Source organism: Defluviicoccus vanus, from assembly GCF_014672695.1.
GTDB classification, from domain to species: domain Bacteria; phylum Pseudomonadota; class Alphaproteobacteria; order Rhodospirillales; family Defluviicoccaceae; genus Defluviicoccus; species Defluviicoccus vanus.
On the sequence record NZ_CP053924.1, the window covers coordinates 40,286 to 55,986 of the forward strand.

At 64.0% G+C, this 15,701-nt stretch carries 15 protein-coding genes and 1 pseudogene; 14 read left to right on the forward strand and 2 right to left on the reverse strand.

Annotation, left to right across the window (positions count from 1 at the left end; genetic code table 11):
* Positions 1 to 367: 367 nt before the first annotated feature.
* From HQ394_RS19135 to HQ394_RS19155, 5 genes and pseudogenes are all read left to right on the forward strand, one after another.
* Positions 368 to 2,020, forward strand: coding sequence for a heavy metal translocating P-type ATPase (locus HQ394_RS19135; protein ID WP_456151661.1), 1,653 nt, complete (start codon positions 368 to 370; stop codon positions 2,018 to 2,020).
* A gap of 5 nt (positions 2,021 to 2,025) precedes the next feature.
* Positions 2,026 to 2,517, forward strand: coding sequence for a signal peptidase II (gene lspA / locus HQ394_RS19140; protein WP_190263438.1), 492 nt, complete (start codon positions 2,026 to 2,028; stop codon positions 2,515 to 2,517).
* 346 nt (positions 2,518 to 2,863) lie between these two features.
* Positions 2,864 to 3,044, forward strand: a pseudogene (locus HQ394_RS19145) (IS6 family transposase); the annotation flags it as partial.
* Between the two features lie 315 nt (positions 3,045 to 3,359).
* The gene (gene uppP / locus HQ394_RS19150) at positions 3,360 to 4,235 is read left to right on the forward strand and encodes an undecaprenyl-diphosphatase UppP (RefSeq protein WP_190263439.1); all 876 of its coding nucleotides are present in this window, start codon (positions 3,360 to 3,362) and stop codon (positions 4,233 to 4,235) included.
* Between the two features lie 22 nt (positions 4,236 to 4,257).
* Positions 4,258 to 4,467 carry a hypothetical protein gene (locus HQ394_RS19155; RefSeq protein WP_223292157.1) on the forward strand — a complete coding sequence of 70 codons (210 nt, stop codon included), beginning with the start codon at positions 4,258 to 4,260 and terminating at the stop codon, positions 4,465 to 4,467.
* Between the two features lie 16 nt (positions 4,468 to 4,483).
* Here the strand turns inward: HQ394_RS19155 and HQ394_RS19160 are convergent, their stop codons facing one another.
* The gene (locus tag HQ394_RS19160) at positions 4,484 to 5,011 is read right to left on the reverse strand and encodes a recombinase family protein (protein ID WP_190263495.1); all 528 of its coding nucleotides are present in this window, start codon (positions 5,009 to 5,011) and stop codon (positions 4,484 to 4,486) included.
* On the opposite strand from HQ394_RS19160, the gene lspA (HQ394_RS19165) reads away from it, so the two are divergent.
* The 8 genes from lspA (HQ394_RS19165) (at position 4,961) to HQ394_RS19200 (ending at position 13,659) form a co-directional block, all read left to right on the forward strand.
* Entirely contained in the window at positions 4,961 to 5,323 is a 363-nt protein-coding gene (gene lspA / locus HQ394_RS19165; protein WP_223292159.1) for a signal peptidase II, read from the forward strand. The genes HQ394_RS19160 and lspA (HQ394_RS19165) overlap by 51 nt on opposite strands.
* A gap of 277 nt (positions 5,324 to 5,600) precedes the next feature.
* A complete protein-coding gene (locus HQ394_RS19170; protein WP_190263440.1) occupies positions 5,601 to 6,050 on the forward strand; it encodes a hypothetical protein in 450 nt (149 codons plus the stop codon).
* An 83-nt stretch (positions 6,051 to 6,133) separates the two neighbouring features.
* Positions 6,134 to 7,528 carry a TolC family protein gene (locus tag HQ394_RS19175; protein ID WP_223292160.1) on the forward strand — a complete coding sequence of 465 codons (1,395 nt, stop codon included), beginning with the start codon at positions 6,134 to 6,136 and terminating at the stop codon, positions 7,526 to 7,528.
* Positions 7,529 to 7,534: 6 nt separating this feature from the next.
* Entirely contained in the window at positions 7,535 to 8,854 is a 1,320-nt protein-coding gene (locus HQ394_RS19180; protein WP_190263442.1) for an efflux RND transporter periplasmic adaptor subunit, read from the forward strand.
* Complete coding sequence (locus tag HQ394_RS19185; RefSeq protein ID WP_190263443.1) at positions 8,854 to 12,024, forward strand: efflux RND transporter permease subunit; 3,171 nt, start codon at positions 8,854 to 8,856, stop codon at positions 12,022 to 12,024. Before HQ394_RS19180 ends, HQ394_RS19185 begins: the two co-directional genes overlap by 1 nt.
* Positions 12,025 to 12,067: 43 nt before the next feature.
* Entirely contained in the window at positions 12,068 to 12,496 is a 429-nt protein-coding gene (locus tag HQ394_RS19190) for a hypothetical protein (protein ID WP_190263444.1), read from the forward strand.
* Positions 12,497 to 12,511: 15 nt separating this feature from the next.
* Positions 12,512 to 13,465 carry a cation diffusion facilitator family transporter gene (locus HQ394_RS19195; RefSeq protein WP_190263445.1) on the forward strand — a complete coding sequence of 318 codons (954 nt, stop codon included), beginning with the start codon at positions 12,512 to 12,514 and terminating at the stop codon, positions 13,463 to 13,465.
* A 26-nt stretch (positions 13,466 to 13,491) separates the two neighbouring features.
* Positions 13,492 to 13,659, forward strand: a complete 168-nt coding sequence (locus HQ394_RS19200) for a hypothetical protein (protein ID WP_223292161.1) — start codon at positions 13,492 to 13,494, stop codon at positions 13,657 to 13,659.
* A 148-nt stretch (positions 13,660 to 13,807) separates the two neighbouring features.
* On the opposite strand, the gene HQ394_RS19205 is transcribed toward HQ394_RS19200, so the two are convergent.
* Complete coding sequence (locus tag HQ394_RS19205; protein WP_190263447.1) at positions 13,808 to 14,764, reverse strand: IS110 family RNA-guided transposase; 957 nt, start codon at positions 14,762 to 14,764, stop codon at positions 13,808 to 13,810.
* 261 nt (positions 14,765 to 15,025) lie between these two features.
* Between HQ394_RS19205 and HQ394_RS19210 the strand changes: the two genes are divergently transcribed.
* Positions 15,026 to 15,697: a cation transporter gene (locus tag HQ394_RS19210; protein ID WP_223292170.1), complete on the forward strand. Its 672-nt coding sequence runs from the start codon at positions 15,026 to 15,028 to the stop codon at positions 15,695 to 15,697.
* The last annotated feature ends 4 nt before the right edge of the window (positions 15,698 to 15,701 follow it).

Below are 15,701 nucleotides of genomic sequence, written 5' to 3' on the forward strand. Positions count from 1 at the left end.
GACCGTCTATCCGAAGTCGGCGAAGGTGAGCATCGCGTATGCGGCAGTGACCACCGTTCCTGCTCAGTTTGCGGAACGCCTGCGCTCTCTTGGCTATCCCCCGCGCAAACATCCCCGCGAACAGCGTCTGCCGAAGCCTTGGCGCAACCCGAAGGTTCTCACATCCGCATTGTCCGGCCTCCTCCTTCTTGCGGGCTGGCTCGCGAGCATGGCGTCAGCGACCGAGGTCGTTTCGCTGCCCCTCTACGTGGCGGCTATCCTGGTCGGCGGCTATTTCTTCGGACGCGAGGCGATCGAAGAGTTGGTGTTCGAGCGAGAGATCGGCATCGAGCTCCTCATGTCGGTGGCCGCCGTTGTGGCGGCAGTCATGGGACAGCCGGCGGAAGGCGCGACGCTGGTCTTCCTCTATTCCATCTCCGAGGCTGCCGAAGGCTACACCGAGGAAAAGACGCGCTCAGCGATCAAGGCATTGATGGCGCTAGCGCCCAAGGTCGCCCTTGTCCGCCGCGAGGGCCGCGAGATCGAGATTCCCGTCGAGGAGTTGCGCGCCGGCGAGGCATTCATCGCGCGACCCGGTCAGTCCATGCCGACCGACGGGGAGATCCTGAGCGGCGCGTCAAGCGTCAACGAGGCGCCGGTCACCGGCGAGNNCGTGCCCGTCGAAAAAGGTCCAGGCGACCAGGTGTTCGCCGGCACGATCAACGGCGAGGCGGCGCTCGAGGTCCGGGCAACCCGGACGTACGCCGACAACACGTTGGCCCGCATTATCCAGATGGTCGAAGAGGCCCAGGAAAGACGTGGCCGCAGCCAGCGCTTCATTGAGCGATTCGGAGCCTGGTACAGCCCGGCCGTGCTTTGCCTCGGTATCGTGGCTGCTTTGGGCCTGCCTGTTCTCCTGGACCTGTCCTGGCAGGACGCGGTGTTGCGAGCGACGGTGTTCATCGTCGCCGCCGCGCCCTGCGCTCTCGTGATCTCGATCCCCATCACCATGGTCGCGGCGCTGGGGACGGCGGCCCGCAACGGCGTGCTCATCAAGGGCGGCATGTACGTGGAAGAACTCGGCAAGGTAAGTGTGGTGGCTGTCGACAAGACCGGAACACTGACCAGCGGCGAGCCACAAGTGACCGACATCCTGTTGGCCGCCCGACGCGCCGGAGCCCCGGCGGACGAAGACTCGCTGCTCGCGGCTGCGGCCGCTGTCGAGCGCCACAGCGAACANCCCCTCGCCCGCGCGATCGTACGTCGGGCCGAGGAGTCGGGTCTCGCCATCTCAGTGGTGACCGGCTTCCGCTCCATGACAGGCGCCGGCGCCGAGGCCTCGGTCGATGGACGGCGCATCTATATCGGCAATCCTGCGCTGTTCGAGAACCGGCTGAACATTCCACTTGCGGACATCAAGAACGAAATCGCCCGGCTTCAGGAGGACGGTAAGACGGTCATCGTCGTCGGCGACGACCGAACTGCCTGGGGTCTCATCGCCGTGCGCGACAATCTTCGGCCGAACGCCAGACAGGCCATCGCCGCTCTACACGAGGCCGGTATCCGCAGCGTCGTCATGCTGACGGGCGACAATCCACGTACGGCCAACGCCATCGCCAAGGAAGCGAGCATCGACGAGGTATTTGCCGAGCTCAGGCCGGAGGACAAGGTCGCGAGGGTACGCGCCCTCGCACAAGAGCGCGGCCATGTCGCGATGGTCGGCGACGGTGTCAACGATGCGCCTGCCCTCGCAGAAGCCACCGTTGGCATCGCCATGGGCGCTGCCGGTACCGATGTCGCCTTGGAGACGGCGGACGTGGCGCTGATGGCAGACGACCTCGAGAAGCTCGTCTACGCATTGACGCTCGCGCAGCGCACGCAAACGGTCGTCAAGCAGAACCTTGCACTGTCTGCGGTCGTCATCGGCGCACTGATCATTGGCGCGATGGCCGGCGCCTTCTCACTGCCGATCGTGGTGGTGGCACACGAGGTGAGCGAGTTCATCGTCATCGCCTCCGGCTTGCGCATGCTGCGGAGCTGATAGCCATGCGGCTGGCAGCCCCAATCGCTTTATCAATCGGCGTCCTCGTGCTCGATCAGGCAACGAAGCGGCTCGCCGAGGCGGTGTTCGCGGAGTCGATGCGTGCGATCCCTGTGACGCCATTCTTCAATCTCGTGCTTAGCCATAACCGCGGCATCAGTTTCGGTCTCTTCAGGTCCGAGCACGCCTATGCGCCCTTTATACTTGCCCTCGTTGCCCTCACCATCGTGGCGGGCCTTGCTGTGTGGCTCTGGCGCAGCAAGAGCTCCATCCAAAGTTTCGGTCTCGCTGCGATTCTCGGCGGAGCGATCAGCAACGTTATCGATCGGCTCGAAGACGGGGCGGTCACCGACTTCCTCGACTTCTACGTGGGAGCCTATCACTGGCCCGCCTTCAATCTCGCCGACACCGCGATCTTCTGTGGCGTTGCCGCTCTCCTTTTCGAATCCGTCTGGCCAAGGTCGACAGTCACGAGACCTCATGCCGCCGATGACTAGGTGTAGCGACGCACAATGATGTGCGGCTCGACGCGAGATTCACGGGCGTTTTCGATGCACGCTCTTTGAGACTGGAGCGCATCCGGAACGCACATTGGCTGAGACTGAGCGCATATTCGTTGAGACGGACGCTAGATCGTGAGCGCCGAAATCGGCCTCGGTGGCACGCGTCAAAGCAGGCGACCAACAGCGATGGGACCACAAGGAAAGCTGGTGCGCAGACAGTATTCTTGTGCAGATTTCAGCAACGAGTTTTCTGGCGGCAGCGGTCCGTCTGGCGGCTCTGTTGCAAAGTTCGCGGCTGTCAGGCGGGATGTGGTCCGAGCGAGAGGGAGGGGGCTGGGCTGTGTCGGACTTCAAGGGGCGCCACTTCGAAGGAGAGATCGTGCTGTGGGCGGTGCGGTGGTACTGCCGCTACGGGGTGAGCTACCACGATCTCGAGCAGATGATGAGCACGCGGCGTGAGCGTCGATCACTCCACCATCTATCGCTGGGTGCAGAAATATGCGCCGGAGATCGAGAAGCGGCCCGATGGGGCCGCAGGGGATGATGGGGCAGGGAATGATGGGCAGCATGCCGCGACACCGTGCGGCTATGATGTCCGGAATTCCTGCACCCTACAATTCGCTGAGCACTCCGCTACCGATAATGACGGACGCCTACAGGATATCGCCATTTGGATGCTGACGACGTTTCCGATGCTCGGCAGCATCGGTTGATTCGCGCGGCCGCATCGGATCGCGCGGTTGCGTTATGTCGGCGCGAACATCAGCTTCCGACGTGCGGACCGCGATCTCGTTCGCCGCGCTTTTGAGCCGGCGCTCGCCAATAGAGGAGCCTGCATGGCGGAAGCTTGCACGAATGGCGTCGACACCGGTTTCGTGGCGTTGGGCTATGCCAAGGTCGCCCTGCTAGGCGTCGTCCAGGGGATCACCGAATTGCTGCCGATCTCCTCGACGGCGCACATGCGGATCGTGCCTGCGTTGCTCGGCTGGCAAGATCCCGGCTCCGCTTTCTCAGCAGCCATGCAGCTCGCAGCATTGGCTGCTGTCGTCAGCTATNNTTTTTGGGGTGACGTGAGCGAGTTGGCCACGAACTCGCTTCGCGCCGTTGCGCATCGAGATTTCAGCAACCGGCACTTCCGTTTCTCTGTTTGGATTGTCTTTGCGACAATCCCGATCGGCCTGACGGGATTGGCTTTGTCGAGTACGCTGAATGCCTGCGGTTCTCCGCTACGAACGCTTGCAGTCATCGGCTGGGCCTCCATCGTCATGGCCATTCTCCTGGCGCTTGCGGAGATTTATGCCCGCCACAAACGGACCCTCGAAAATGTGACTCTCACCGATGTAATGGTCGTCGGCATCGCGCAGATCGGCGCCCTGATACCGGGAGTATCGCGCTCGGGCTCTACTTTGACCGCTGCGCTTTCGCTCGGCCTGAAACGAGAAGAAGCAGCGCGATTCTCGTTCTTACTTGGCCTGCCTGCAATCGCCCTGGCCGGCTTCAAGGAGATTTGGGAGCTCCACAAAGCCAATCTCTCTCTCGATGGCTGGTTCATTCTTCTCATTGGCCTCATCGTAGCCTCTGTCTCCGCATTCTTTGCGATTTGGGGGCTGATGCGCGTGCTTGAGCGCTTTTCCGCTTGGCCCTTCGTGATCTATCGAGGCGCACTCGGTGTTTTTCTGATATCGGCCGTTGCATTGGGTCGACTCACCTGATTGCGAGCAATTTCAAATCTGCATGATTGCGAACAACAATAATAACGAATCCGAGATCCAGCTTGACGCAAGTAACGCCGCTGAACGCAGGACCTTGCTGTGGGCGCTCGGTATCAATTTCCTGCAAGTGATTGTCGCCGGGCTTGTAGGCGTTATTGCAGACTCCACAGGTTTCCTAGGTGCTGCCCTCGACAATCTCGGGGACGCCGTTGTCTATGGCCCATGCGTCTGAACGGGACGGTGTACTGTCATAAGGCCGGTTTTGCTGCCTGATGCTCGTTGAGGCAGCGATGGATGGTTGCGGGGTGGACGTTGAAGGTCCGTGCGACCTCGCTGATGGACCTGCCTTCCTCGACCAGTGCGAGAACAAGGGTCTTCTGCGTTGCGCGGAGCTTCGGCGGCCGACCGAACGAGACGCCCCGTCGCTTGGCTGCCTGGCGTCCTTCGTCGGTGCGAAGTCGGATCAGGGCGCGTTCGAACTCGGCGACGCCGGCGAACACCGTCAGGACCATGCGTCCGGCAGGGCTGGTGGTGTCCGCCCAAGGCTCCTCGAGTGACTGCAAACCTGCGGATTTCTCGGCAATGACCTCGGCGATGCGCAGCAACTCGGCCGTCGATCGCGCAAGCCGGTCGAGACGGGTGACGACGAGGATGTCGTCCGCGCGCATCTCCCGCAGCAGCTGCTCTATGCGCGCAATCGCTGTGGCACCATTCCTCAGTCTNNGGTGCTCAGCCATAACCGCGGTATCAGCTTCGGTCTCCTCCGGTCTGAGCATGCGTATGCACCCTACGTGCTGGTCCTCGTTGCACTCTCCATCGTGGCGGGCCTTGCTGTGTGGCTCTGGCGCAGCGACAGCGCCATCGAGAGATTGGGGCTTTCCGCGATCGTCGGCGGGGCGCTCAGCAATGCTGTCGACCGGCTCGAGGACGGATCGGTCACCGATTTCCTCGACTTCCATGTGGGCGCCTATCACTGGCCCGCATTCAATCTCGCCGATGCGGCGATCACCTGCGGCGTTGCCGCTCTACTTTTCGGATCCGTGTGGCCAAGGTCGACAGTCACGAGACCTCATGCCGCCGATGACTAGGAACGATCATGGTCGAGCGTCTCCTGTAGCTTCTGCTCGACGTACGCAGGGTGAGAAAGCAAGGCCCGGCCGCGCTGCGGCAGGGCGCCCGCTGTCAAGCAGCGTGGCTCAGGTTCTCTGCCCCGCACGACTCGCCGCACCCGCCAGCCATTGCGCGCTCCTGTACATTCTCTCGTGTTCCTTTAGGAAGCGTAAACTTTGGACCAACTGAAGGGTCAAACGGAACGTGATCAACCTCGGCTTGACCCTCGGCAGCGTCCACACGTAGAAGTTCACCATGATGGTCAAGCTGCCAGGGACCGTTCGCGTGTTCATCGGGCTGCTGCTCGTGCTCGCGCATGTGGCTCTTCAGCCCGGGAAGGCGCTGTCGTTCGTGCTCTGCACCGAGCAGGACGGTCGGACCATTGTGGAATTCGCAGCCGCCGGTTCGTGCCAGCATCCGGCGTCCATTGTCGACAAAGGTGTTGCAGCGGTCACTGCATCCTGTTGCCCAGGGTGCAGTGACCGTATTCTTCCGGCGGAACCTTCGCCGACGGTTGCAAGCAAGCGCGGCGAGGCACCGCGAACAGTCCTGCCGACTGGTCCGCCCAGCCAAGACGTCGCCTTCGCCTCTGTAGACTATCCCATCGCCGAACCGGCCGTTTGTTACGGCCGCTATCCTTTTCCGGACGCCGATTTTAGCGATCCGTTTCTCATCGCCTTGCGCAGCGTTCGCCTCCTGACCTGAAGCTCTCCCTTAGCCGGAGTTCACGATAGCGAAGGGCGCAGCCGCGTCCTCGCTTCGGTCTCATTGTGTCAGTGCAGGACTTCATGCCGCGGCCGCTCCTCATCGTCCTTTGCGCACTCGCGCCCGTCGTCACCGGCTGCGCCTCGCCGATCCGCAGCACACCCTCGCTTCCACCGCCTCGGACGCTGGGGCTTCCGCCGGCCGAGCCCGCCGGACCTGCGGGTCTTAACAACCGGTCTTCGCCCATTTCCGATGTCAACGAGCGGGATGCGCGGCCGGGAGAAGCCGTCACGCTCGACGGGGCGATCCGGCGTGTCCTGGCGAACAGTCCGGACTTGGCGGCCGCTGCGGAAGCCGTCCGCGCCAGGGAAGGCGATGCGCGACAGGCAGCGCTGTGGCCCAACCCAGACCTCATCGGCGAGGCCGAGAACTTCGGGGGAACGGGCGATCAGCAGAGCTTCGAAACGGCGGAATATACCGTTTCATTGGCTCAGCCGATCGATGTGTCCGGCAAGGTCCGGCGCCGATCTACGGCGGCGGACTACGAGAGACGGCTGTCCGGCTGGGATTACGAGACGACGCGGCTGGATCTGATCACGTCCACCCGTAAAGCGTATGCCGATCTCGTCGCCGCGCAGCGGAACGTGGAGCTGACGAGGGAATTGGCACGCTTGGCCGACGACCTCGCTGCGGCCGTTGGCGCGCGGGTTCAGGCGGGCAAAGTCTCGCCCGTCGAGGCGACACGGATAGAGGTGGTGAGGTCCGCCACTCGCGCAGAGGCGCTCAGGGCCGAGCAGGAACTATCGACAGCCCGCGCCGCGCTGGCGGCGTTATGGGGCGATGCCGGCTCGCCGGTCGGCTGGGCCACCGAGGAAAGCCAGGTTGACGCGGGTATGCCGCCGTCGAGCACCCTGGAATCGCTGCTGGCAGGCGCTCCTGAAGCGGCGCGCTGGTCGGACGAGATCGCACTGCGCGAGGCTGAATTCGACTTGGCGCGTGCGACGGCCTTTCCCGACGTGACCGCCAGCCTGGGTGCGCGGCGCTTCGCCGAGAACGACGATTACGCATTCGTCGCCGGCCTGTCCGTCCCGCTGCCGGTGTTCGATCGCAACCAGGGCGCTATCGCGGCCGCTACATCTCGGCGCACCGAGGTGGAGCGGCGAAGAGCCGCGTTCCTCGCGCGGCAGAGAGCGGACTTCCAAGCAGCCTACGACGATGTCAGGCGGGCAGAGATTTCGGTGCGGAGTCTCGATGACCGCATCATCCCGTCTGCGCAGTCCGTCTTCACCGCGACAACGATCGGTTACCAGGCCGGCAAGTTCAGCCTGATCGATTTGTTGGACGCCCAGCGCACGCTCTTCGAGGCCCAGGTGCAAGGCGTCGAAGCGCGGGCCGCGCTCACCAAAGCTCGCGCCGACCTGGAAAGGCTCATCGCCCGCCCGGTCGAGGCGGCGCAGTCATCGAATACCGGAGGCTGAGACGAAATGACCCGCATTCTCCCGACGATAACCGCTCTCGTGATGATCGGGGGCGCGATCGCTCTCGGCTCCTTCGCTGATCTGGCAAACGCCGATGACACTCTTCGGACACCAGCTTCGGCCGGCGACAGCGGTCAGCCGCCCGACCACGATGACAACGACGCCGGCCACGCGCACGACAAGCCGCATGATGAGAGGGCCGTCGGGAAGACAAGCCACGGGCCGGCGGAAGGGACCGACGGTCATGGTCACCAAGACGAAGGCCACGCCGAAGGAGTCAAGCTCTCCCCCGAACAGTTGCGGGAGTTCGGCATCGGCGTAGGCACCGCCGAACCCGGAGCACTGGACGTGTTCATCGATCTTCCGGCTGAGATCGCCTTCAACGGCGACCGGCTCGCCCACGTCACGCCGCGCGTGCCGGGCGTCGTCATCAAGGTCGACAAGTCCCTCGGCGATCCGGTGCGAGCGGACGAAAGGCTGGCCCTGATGCAGAGTCGCGAGCTGGCCGAAGCCAAGGCCGACTACCTGGCGGACCGCGAACGCCTGACCCTGGCACGCGCCATCTTCGAACGGGAAAGCGGGCTTTGGCGCGCCAAGGTGACCTCCGAGCAGGAGTATCTGCAAGCCAAACAGGCGCTCGCCGAAGCCGAGATCGAGAAGCGATCGAGCGAGCAGAAGCTGCATGCACTGGGCTTTGATGACGCGTACATCGAGCGTCTGCCGCGCCAGCCCGAGGCGGAACTCACGATCGTTCCGTTGCGTGCACCATTCCAAGGCGTCGTCGTTGAACGCCACGCGACCCTGGGCGAACGCATCGGTGAAGACACCGCCGCTTTCGTTGTCGCCGATCTGAGCTCGGTGTGGCTGAACATCAGCATCTATCCCAAGGACCTCGGGCGCGTGACCGTGGGCCAGAAGGTGTCGGTGGCGTTGCCGGACGGTTCGCCGGCAATCGGGCAGATCCGATTCATCGCTCCCAACGTCGGCGAAGAGACGCGGACCGCCCGCGCGCTGGCGGTGCTCGACAACACGGGCGGTCGCCTGCGGCCCGGGTCATTCGTGACCGCGCGCATCGCCGTCGACAGCCAGACGGCGCGCGTCCGGGTGCCCAAAACGGCGTTGCAGACCCACGAGGGCGAGACGGTAGTGTTCGTCGCCGCCGATGAAGGCTTCGTACCACGCCCCATCAAGACCGGCAGCAGCGACGGCGACTTCGTCGAGATCGTGGACGGCCTGCAGAAGGGCGAGCGCTACGCGCAGACCGGAGCGTTCACGCTCAAGGCGCAACTGGCCAAAGCATCCTTTGGCGATGGACACGCACACTGATGAAACACTTCATCTATCTCACCCTCGCCAACCGGCTGCTCATCGCCGTCTTCGTCGTCGGGCTGATCGGTGCCGGACTGGTCAGCTTCCGAAGCCTGCCGGTTGACGCGTTTCCCGATGTGACGCCGGCGCTCGTCCAGGTATTCACCGAGACCGAAGGCCTGGCCCCCGAGGAGGTCGAGCGATACGTCACGTTTCCGGTCGAAGTGGCAATGAACGGCCTGCCCAATCTCAAGCAGATCCGCTCCACCTCGAACTTCGGCCTTTCGGTGGTGAACATCTACTTTGAGGACGGCACGGACATCTACTTTGCCCGGCAGCTCGTCGGCGAGCGACTGCAGATCGCCCGCGAGGAAATCCCGCAAGGGTTCGGCGAACCGGAGATGGGCCCGATAACGACCGGCCTTGGACAAATTCTCTTCTTCTTCGTCGCCGACGAGACCGGCACGCGAGACCTGAGGGAAGTGCGCGAGACTCAGGACTGGATCATCAAGTACAACCTGCAAACGGTCCCCGGCGTCACCGAAGTGCTGTCGCTGGGTGGCGAAGAAAAACAGTACCAGGTGCTGGTACAGCCCGATGCGCTGCTTCGATACAAGCTCACCGTCAACGAGGTGGCGGATGCGATCGCCGCCAACAACGCGAATGTCGGCGCTCAATCCATCGTCAGGAACGCCGAACTCCTGGTCGTCCGCTCCGTTGGTCTTGCCGGCAGCATCGCAGATATCGAAAACATCGTCGTCAAGGTCGAAGACGGCACGCCGATCTACGTCCGTGACGTTGCGGGAGTCCGCATCGGTGGTGCTCCCCGGCAGGGCCTGGCGGCGCTGGATGGCCGCGGTGAAGCCGTCGCCGGGTTGGTGCTGAAGCTGATCGACACCAACACGTCCACCGTCATCGACAACGTGAAGAAGCGCCTCGCCGAGATCAATACGCAGCTGCCGAAAGGCCTTGCCGTCGTCCCTTATTATGATCAGTCGGTGCTGGTGGCGAAATGCATCGAGACGGTGACCAGCGCCCTGCTCGAAGGGATCGTGCTGGTCTCGCTCGTCCTCCTCGTCTTTCTCGGCGCGGTGAGGCCGGCGCTCGTTGTCGCCCTGTCCATCCCGTTCTGCATCGCCTTCACTTTTCTCGCGATGAGCGTCCTGGGGATTTCAGCCAACCTGATGTCGATNGGGGGTCTCGCTATCGCCATCGGCCTGCTGGTCGACGGTTCGATCGTCATCGTCGAAAACATCGACAGGCTGTTGAAGGCGGGTCATTGGACGGAAAGCAAACGCGAGATCGTCGCCCGCGCGGCTGCCGAAGTGCTGCGGCCGATCACCTTCGCACTGATCATCATCATCGTCGTGTTCATCCCCCTGTTCACCTTGCAAGGCGTCGAGGGCAAGACGTTCCGGCCGCTCGCCTACACGCTGGCACTCGCGATGCTGGGTTCGCTGGTTTTCGCCACGCTCGTCACACCGGTCGCGGCTGAACTGCTGATGCGCCGGCCCAAGCCCGCCGGNGCAGGGAAAGACGACCCCCATGACCCGTGGCTCGTTAGGCGCCTGCTGCTGGCNTACCGCCCGCTCGTCACCTACTTCGTCGGTCATCGGCGGGCGGCAATCGTTCTGGCTGTTGCAATTCTGCTCGGAGGCGGGCTCGTTCTGCCGCGGATCGGTTCGGAGTTCGTNCCCCGTCTGAATGAGGGCGACCTTCTGGTCCGGGTCACCATGGCGCCTTCGATCTCTCTGGAAGAGGCGCGCGATACGGTGCTGCGTTTCGAGAAGCGGCTGATGAGTTCGTTCCCGGAGGTCACCCGCGTGGTGACGCGCGTGGGACGCGGTGAGGTCGGCGCCCACGCCGATCCGATCAACAGCGCCGAGGCGTTCGTCGCCCTCAAGCCCCAGGAGGAATGGACGTCGGCCGACAGCCCAGACGCGCTGTACGCGGAGATGGCCGAGGCCTTCGAGGATTTCCCCGGCGCGCAGTTCAACTTCACGCAGCCGATCGCCGCTGCCGTCGATGAGTTGCTGACCGGGACGCGCGCGCAGCTCGCTGTCAAGCTGTTCGGCCCCGACTCGGACATCTTGCAGGCGAAGTCGGCTGAGCTGGAGGCGATCGTTCGCGGCATTGGCGGCGCCAGCGACGTGCAGCGCGACCAGCTTACCGGGGCACCTCAGCTCCGCATCGTCATCGACCGGAACGCGATCGCCCGCTATGGATTGAATGTCGATGACGTGCAGGCAGTGCTCAGCACCGCAGTCGGCGGCCGTCAGGCCGGGCAGGTGTTCGAGGAGGTCCGCCGCTTCGACATCGTCGTGCGCTACGTGGAGAAAGCGCGCGCGACCCCGGAAGTGATCCGCGAAATCATCGTGCGCACGCCGCGCGGCGAGATCGTTCCGCTGTCGCAGCTCGCCGTGATCGAGGAGGTGATCGGCCCCCGGCAGGTGACCCGCGAGAACAACCAGCGATTCGCCACTGTCCAGGCGAATGTCCGCGGTCGCGACATCGGTTCGTTCGTCGCCGAAGGCAAGCAAATCGTTGCAGAGAAGCTGCGGCTTCCACCGGGGTATTTCGTCGAGTGGGGCGGGCAGTTCGAATTGCAGGAAGAGGCAAACGCCCGCTTCGCCGTGGTCATCCCGCTCACCCTCGGGCTGATCTTCTTTCTCCTGTTCATGAACTTCGGCTCGTTGAAAAGCGCCGGCTTGATCATGCTGAACATCCCGCTGGCACTCGTCGGCGGCATCGTCGGCCTCTGGATCACCGGACAGAACCTTTCCGTCCCTGCGTCCGTCGGCTTCATCGCGCTGTTCGGGATCGCCGTCGGCAACGGCATGGTGCTTGTCACCTATCTCGATCAGCTGGTGCGGGAGGGTCGGTCCATCGACGAAGCCTCCATCGAGGGTGGCTGCCTTCGCTTTCGGCCGGTGCTGATGACCGCCACGGCGGCAATGATCGGCCTCGTCCCACTGCTGTTCGCGACCGGCACCGGCAGCGAGGTGCAGCGGCCGCTGGCGACGGTCGTCGTCGGCGGGTTGATCACGGCCACCGTCCTGACCCTCGTCGTCATTCCCTCCATCTACAAGTGGTTTGCCGTCGAGCGGGATGAGGACGAAATCAGAGGCGATTCACAAGCGAAGTCGGAGCCGAAAAGAATGGTGAGTCATGAGAACGTCGTCGCATGACAACGACTGTACTTCGAATAAACACTTCATATAGAGGTAGAATATGCGTAATTTAGCCGCAGTACTTGTCTGCTTTTTTGCGTTTACAGTGGCGTCCTGCGCCTCAAGCCGCATCAATCTCACGGAGTCCGGCGCCGTCGATGTCAAGATCGATGATGGTCCGCGCTCGCCCGTCAAGTATGTCGATGTCTACCTTGACACAGATGATGACGAGACGGTGATCCGGGGCAAAATCTACGGCACAGGCGTGCCGCACTTCGAGACCTACGGCAAGCACGTCCACGTCACGGTGATATCGCCCGATGGCCAGATAGTCGCAGAAGAACAGCCCCGCTTGATCTGGCGGACGAGCTCAAAGTTCAGAAGCGCGACCAGCCACTTCACCGTTCGGGTACCCAACCCGGTGCCAACCGGAACAGTGGTCGACGTCGTATACCACGATGCCTTCCACCGTAGTGCTTCTGCGGCCTGATGGGGGAGCGGACGTATGGAACACGGGCATCGGCACGACCACCGCGCTGGCGCGGCCGTATCCGGCGTTATAGGACACCGTAGCGGAGATGGAACAACATCCGACGGCGAACGCCGCGTATTCTGGGCCCTGCTCATCACCGCGAGCTTCATGGTCGCAGAGGTCGCAGGCGGCATCGTCTCTGGGTCGCTGGCGCTGCTTGCCGATGCCGGTCACATGCTGACCGACGCCGCCGCACTCGGGTTGTCCTGGTACGCCTTCAGAGTGAGCCGCCGGCCCTCCACGCCTCAGCACTCCTATGGCCAGCACCGCTTCCAGGTGCTGGCCGCGCTCGTCAACGGCGCCACGCTGATCGGGATCGCCGTCTGGATCGGGATCGAGGCCGCTCGGCGCCTCTTTGCTCCGGTCGAGGTCCTCGGCGGCACAATGCTGGTGATTGCGCTGCTCGGCCTCGCCACCAATATCGCGGCGTTCGTCATCCTGCACGGCGGCGACCGCGAGAACCTGAACGTCCGCGGTGCGGCGTTGCACGTCTTGGGGGACCTGCTCGGCTCGGTTGCCGCCATCGTCGCGGCAATCGTGATCCTGTTGATCGGCTGGACCCCGATCGACCCCATCCTTTCGGTGTTGGTGGCGCTTCTCATCGTCCGCAGCGCCTGGTCGCTGATCGCCAAATCGTGGCATGTGCTGATGGAAGGGGCACCTCAGGACCGGGATGTCGCGATGTTGCAACTAGAGCTGGCACGATCCGTCGAGGGGGTGCTCGACGTTCACCACGTCCATCTGTGGTCGTTGACGCCCGAGAAACCGCTGATAACGCTTCACGCCAACATCTCTGAAGATGCCGACCACGACACCGTGCTCCATCGCCTTCAGGACGTGCTGGCCGAGCAGTACGACCTGCGCCACGCAACCATCCAGCTCGAACGCGCCGGCTGCGCCGATCACCGAGGTCGCCACAATCAGTGACGCTCTCGCGAAGCATCGACCCTTACGTGTTGGCGCTCGCCATCATCGGCGGCTCTGCTCGCAATCAGCGCCAATTCCTGCTCACGTTCGCTGCCAATGGGGGCGCGACGATGCTCACATTGGCTGCCAGCCTGCTCGCCAACCTCGCCTCGCGCTCGCCATCGGAGCGTTTTGCTCACGCTCTCTGCCAATGAGAAGAGCGCCCTTTTCATGGCTTCGGCCTGAGGCGAATAGGAAAGCGGGCTTACGCCAACGCGCGCGCTATCCCAGGTGGGTCGATTCAGCCTTCCTCATGCTGTTGTCCGCTATCGTGCTCAAAGTGACCGCAGATCGTAGCAACCATTAAGGAGTGAGCGGTCTTTCGGTCCACGGGGTGCCGCGGGCGACGACGGTGTTGGCGAAGACGAGGAGTTGACGGGCGCAGGCGACCACCGCCACCGTGTGTGCCTTGCCGCGTTCGACGAGGCGTCGGTAGAGGGCCTTGAGCGCCGGATTCCAGCGGAAGGCGGCCGGCAGGGCGGCGGCGTAGAGCGAGCGCCGGAGCCGGCCGCGGCCACCGGCGATGCGCGTCTCGCCCGTCCACCGTCCACTCTGCTGGACGAACGGCGCGAGGCCGGCGAGCGCCGCCGCCTGTTCGCGGCTGACCCTGCCCAGTTCCGGCATGCGCAGGACGAGGGCGAGGGCGGTGCGCTCGCCGATCCCCGGCACGCTGAGCATCAGGTCGAAGCGCCCCGCCAGGTCGGCATGGCTGCGGAGTGCGGCGATCAGCCGCCGAAGTTCATCGGCCCGCCGGGCGCGCAGGCGCTTGATGTCGGCGATGACGATGTCGCGCAGCCGCTCGTCGCGGATGTGCTCGAGGCGTGTCTTCAGCCGCGCGATATCCGCCTCGACCTGCTCAACGAAGGTCAGCTGGTCGCTGAGCCCATCCAGGCGCGGATCGGCCGGCTTCGTCTGCCGCGGGTCGAGGACGTGGGTACAGGCGGCGATCAGCAGCGCGTCGATGCGGTCGCTCTTGGCGCGCCGCAAGTGCAGCTTGGCGAAGGCGCGGACCTGCAGCGGCTGCAGGACGACGACCGTGAAGCCGGCCGCCTGCAGGTGGCGGGCGACGCCCCGTTCGTAGCTGCCGCTGGCCTCGATGCCGACGCGCTGGGCGCCCTCGTGGCTGAGCCGGTCTGCAAGGCTCTGCCAGCCGGCGGGCGTGTTCTCGACCGCGAAAGGACCACCCCAGCCGTGCACGGCGACGTCGAGCCTGTCCTTGCCGGTATCGATCCCCGCCGTGCGCGTGATATCGTCGACCATCTTCGTNNTTGACCCCGCCTTGTGAATCGAACCTGNCCGTTCGAGCAACCATCCGGGTCCGATGAAGAGGCTGGCGCGATCATGCTACGGAAGAGCCCGCGACGGCTCAGGGCGGAACCGATCCACCGCCAGCCGCCCGGCCCCGGCTGGCCACCCGGGGCCGGGCGCTCCCTTCGGAACAAGCCAAAGATAGCAGCGGGCGCTATTACAAGGTGGGAATAGCCTCTCGTTGACCCTGCAGCTGGTTCAGCGTTTACGCTTCTGTCAAGGAACGAGAGCCAGGAGGGAGCGATGGCTGCAGGCAGCGACGAGTCGTGCGGAGCGACGGACCTGGTCCATACAACGCTTGCGTATCGCCGGGCACTCTGGGTCGTCGTGCTGCTGAATTTGGTGATGGGAGTCGCCGAGATGATTGGCGGCTTTATTGCCGGATCGCAAGCCCTGAAAGCCGACGCCCTCGATTTCTTGGGTGACGGCCTCATCACCTTGCTCGGCCTCCTTGCCATCGGCTGGAGTCTCGCCTGGCGCGCCCGAGCGGCGCTGATACAAGGCGTGTTTTTGGCTGCGTTAGGAATCGCGGTCCTCGCCGCCACCGCCTATCGCGTGCTCCTCTTGCACATCCCGGAGGCGGAGATCATGGGCGTGTTCGGGGCGATTGCGCTCGCGGTCAACGTCGCTGCCGCCTGGGTTCTGGTGCCGCATCGCAAAGGCGACGCCAACGTGCGCGCGGTCTGGCTATTCAGCCGCAATGACGCGCTCGGAAACGTCGCGGTGGTCATCGCTGCTGGCCTCGTCGCCTGGACGGGCACGCCATGGCCGGACCTTGCCGTCGCCGCTATCATCGCAGGGCTCTTTCTACACTCCGCCTGGGAAATCATAAGCCACGCGCGCGCCGACTTGGTCAGGTGGCGGCCCTCCTCGGCCGCCGAGTAACCTT

Excerpts from the sequence above, each read along its gene's own strand:
- lspA (WP_190263438.1), top strand. The coding sequence starts at position 2,026 with ATGCGGCTGGCAGCCCCAATCGCTTTATCAATCGGCGTCCTCGTGCTC.
- HQ394_RS19155 (WP_223292157.1), top strand. The coding sequence starts at position 4,258 with ATGATTGCGAACAACAATAATAACGAATCCGAGATCCAGCTTGACGCA.
- HQ394_RS19170 (WP_190263440.1), top strand. The coding sequence starts at position 5,601 with ATGATGGTCAAGCTGCCAGGGACCGTTCGCGTGTTCATCGGGCTGCTG.
- HQ394_RS19175 (WP_223292160.1), top strand. The coding sequence starts at position 6,134 with ATGCCGCGGCCGCTCCTCATCGTCCTTTGCGCACTCGCGCCCGTCGTC.
- HQ394_RS19180 (WP_190263442.1), top strand. The coding sequence starts at position 7,535 with ATGACCCGCATTCTCCCGACGATAACCGCTCTCGTGATGATCGGGGGC.
- HQ394_RS19190 (WP_190263444.1), top strand. The coding sequence starts at position 12,068 with ATGCGTAATTTAGCCGCAGTACTTGTCTGCTTTTTTGCGTTTACAGTG.
- HQ394_RS19195 (WP_190263445.1), top strand. The coding sequence starts at position 12,512 with ATGGAACACGGGCATCGGCACGACCACCGCGCTGGCGCGGCCGTATCC.
- HQ394_RS19205 (WP_190263447.1), bottom strand. The coding sequence starts at position 14,764 with ATGGTCGACGATATCACGCGCACGGCGGGGATCGATACCGGCAAGGAC.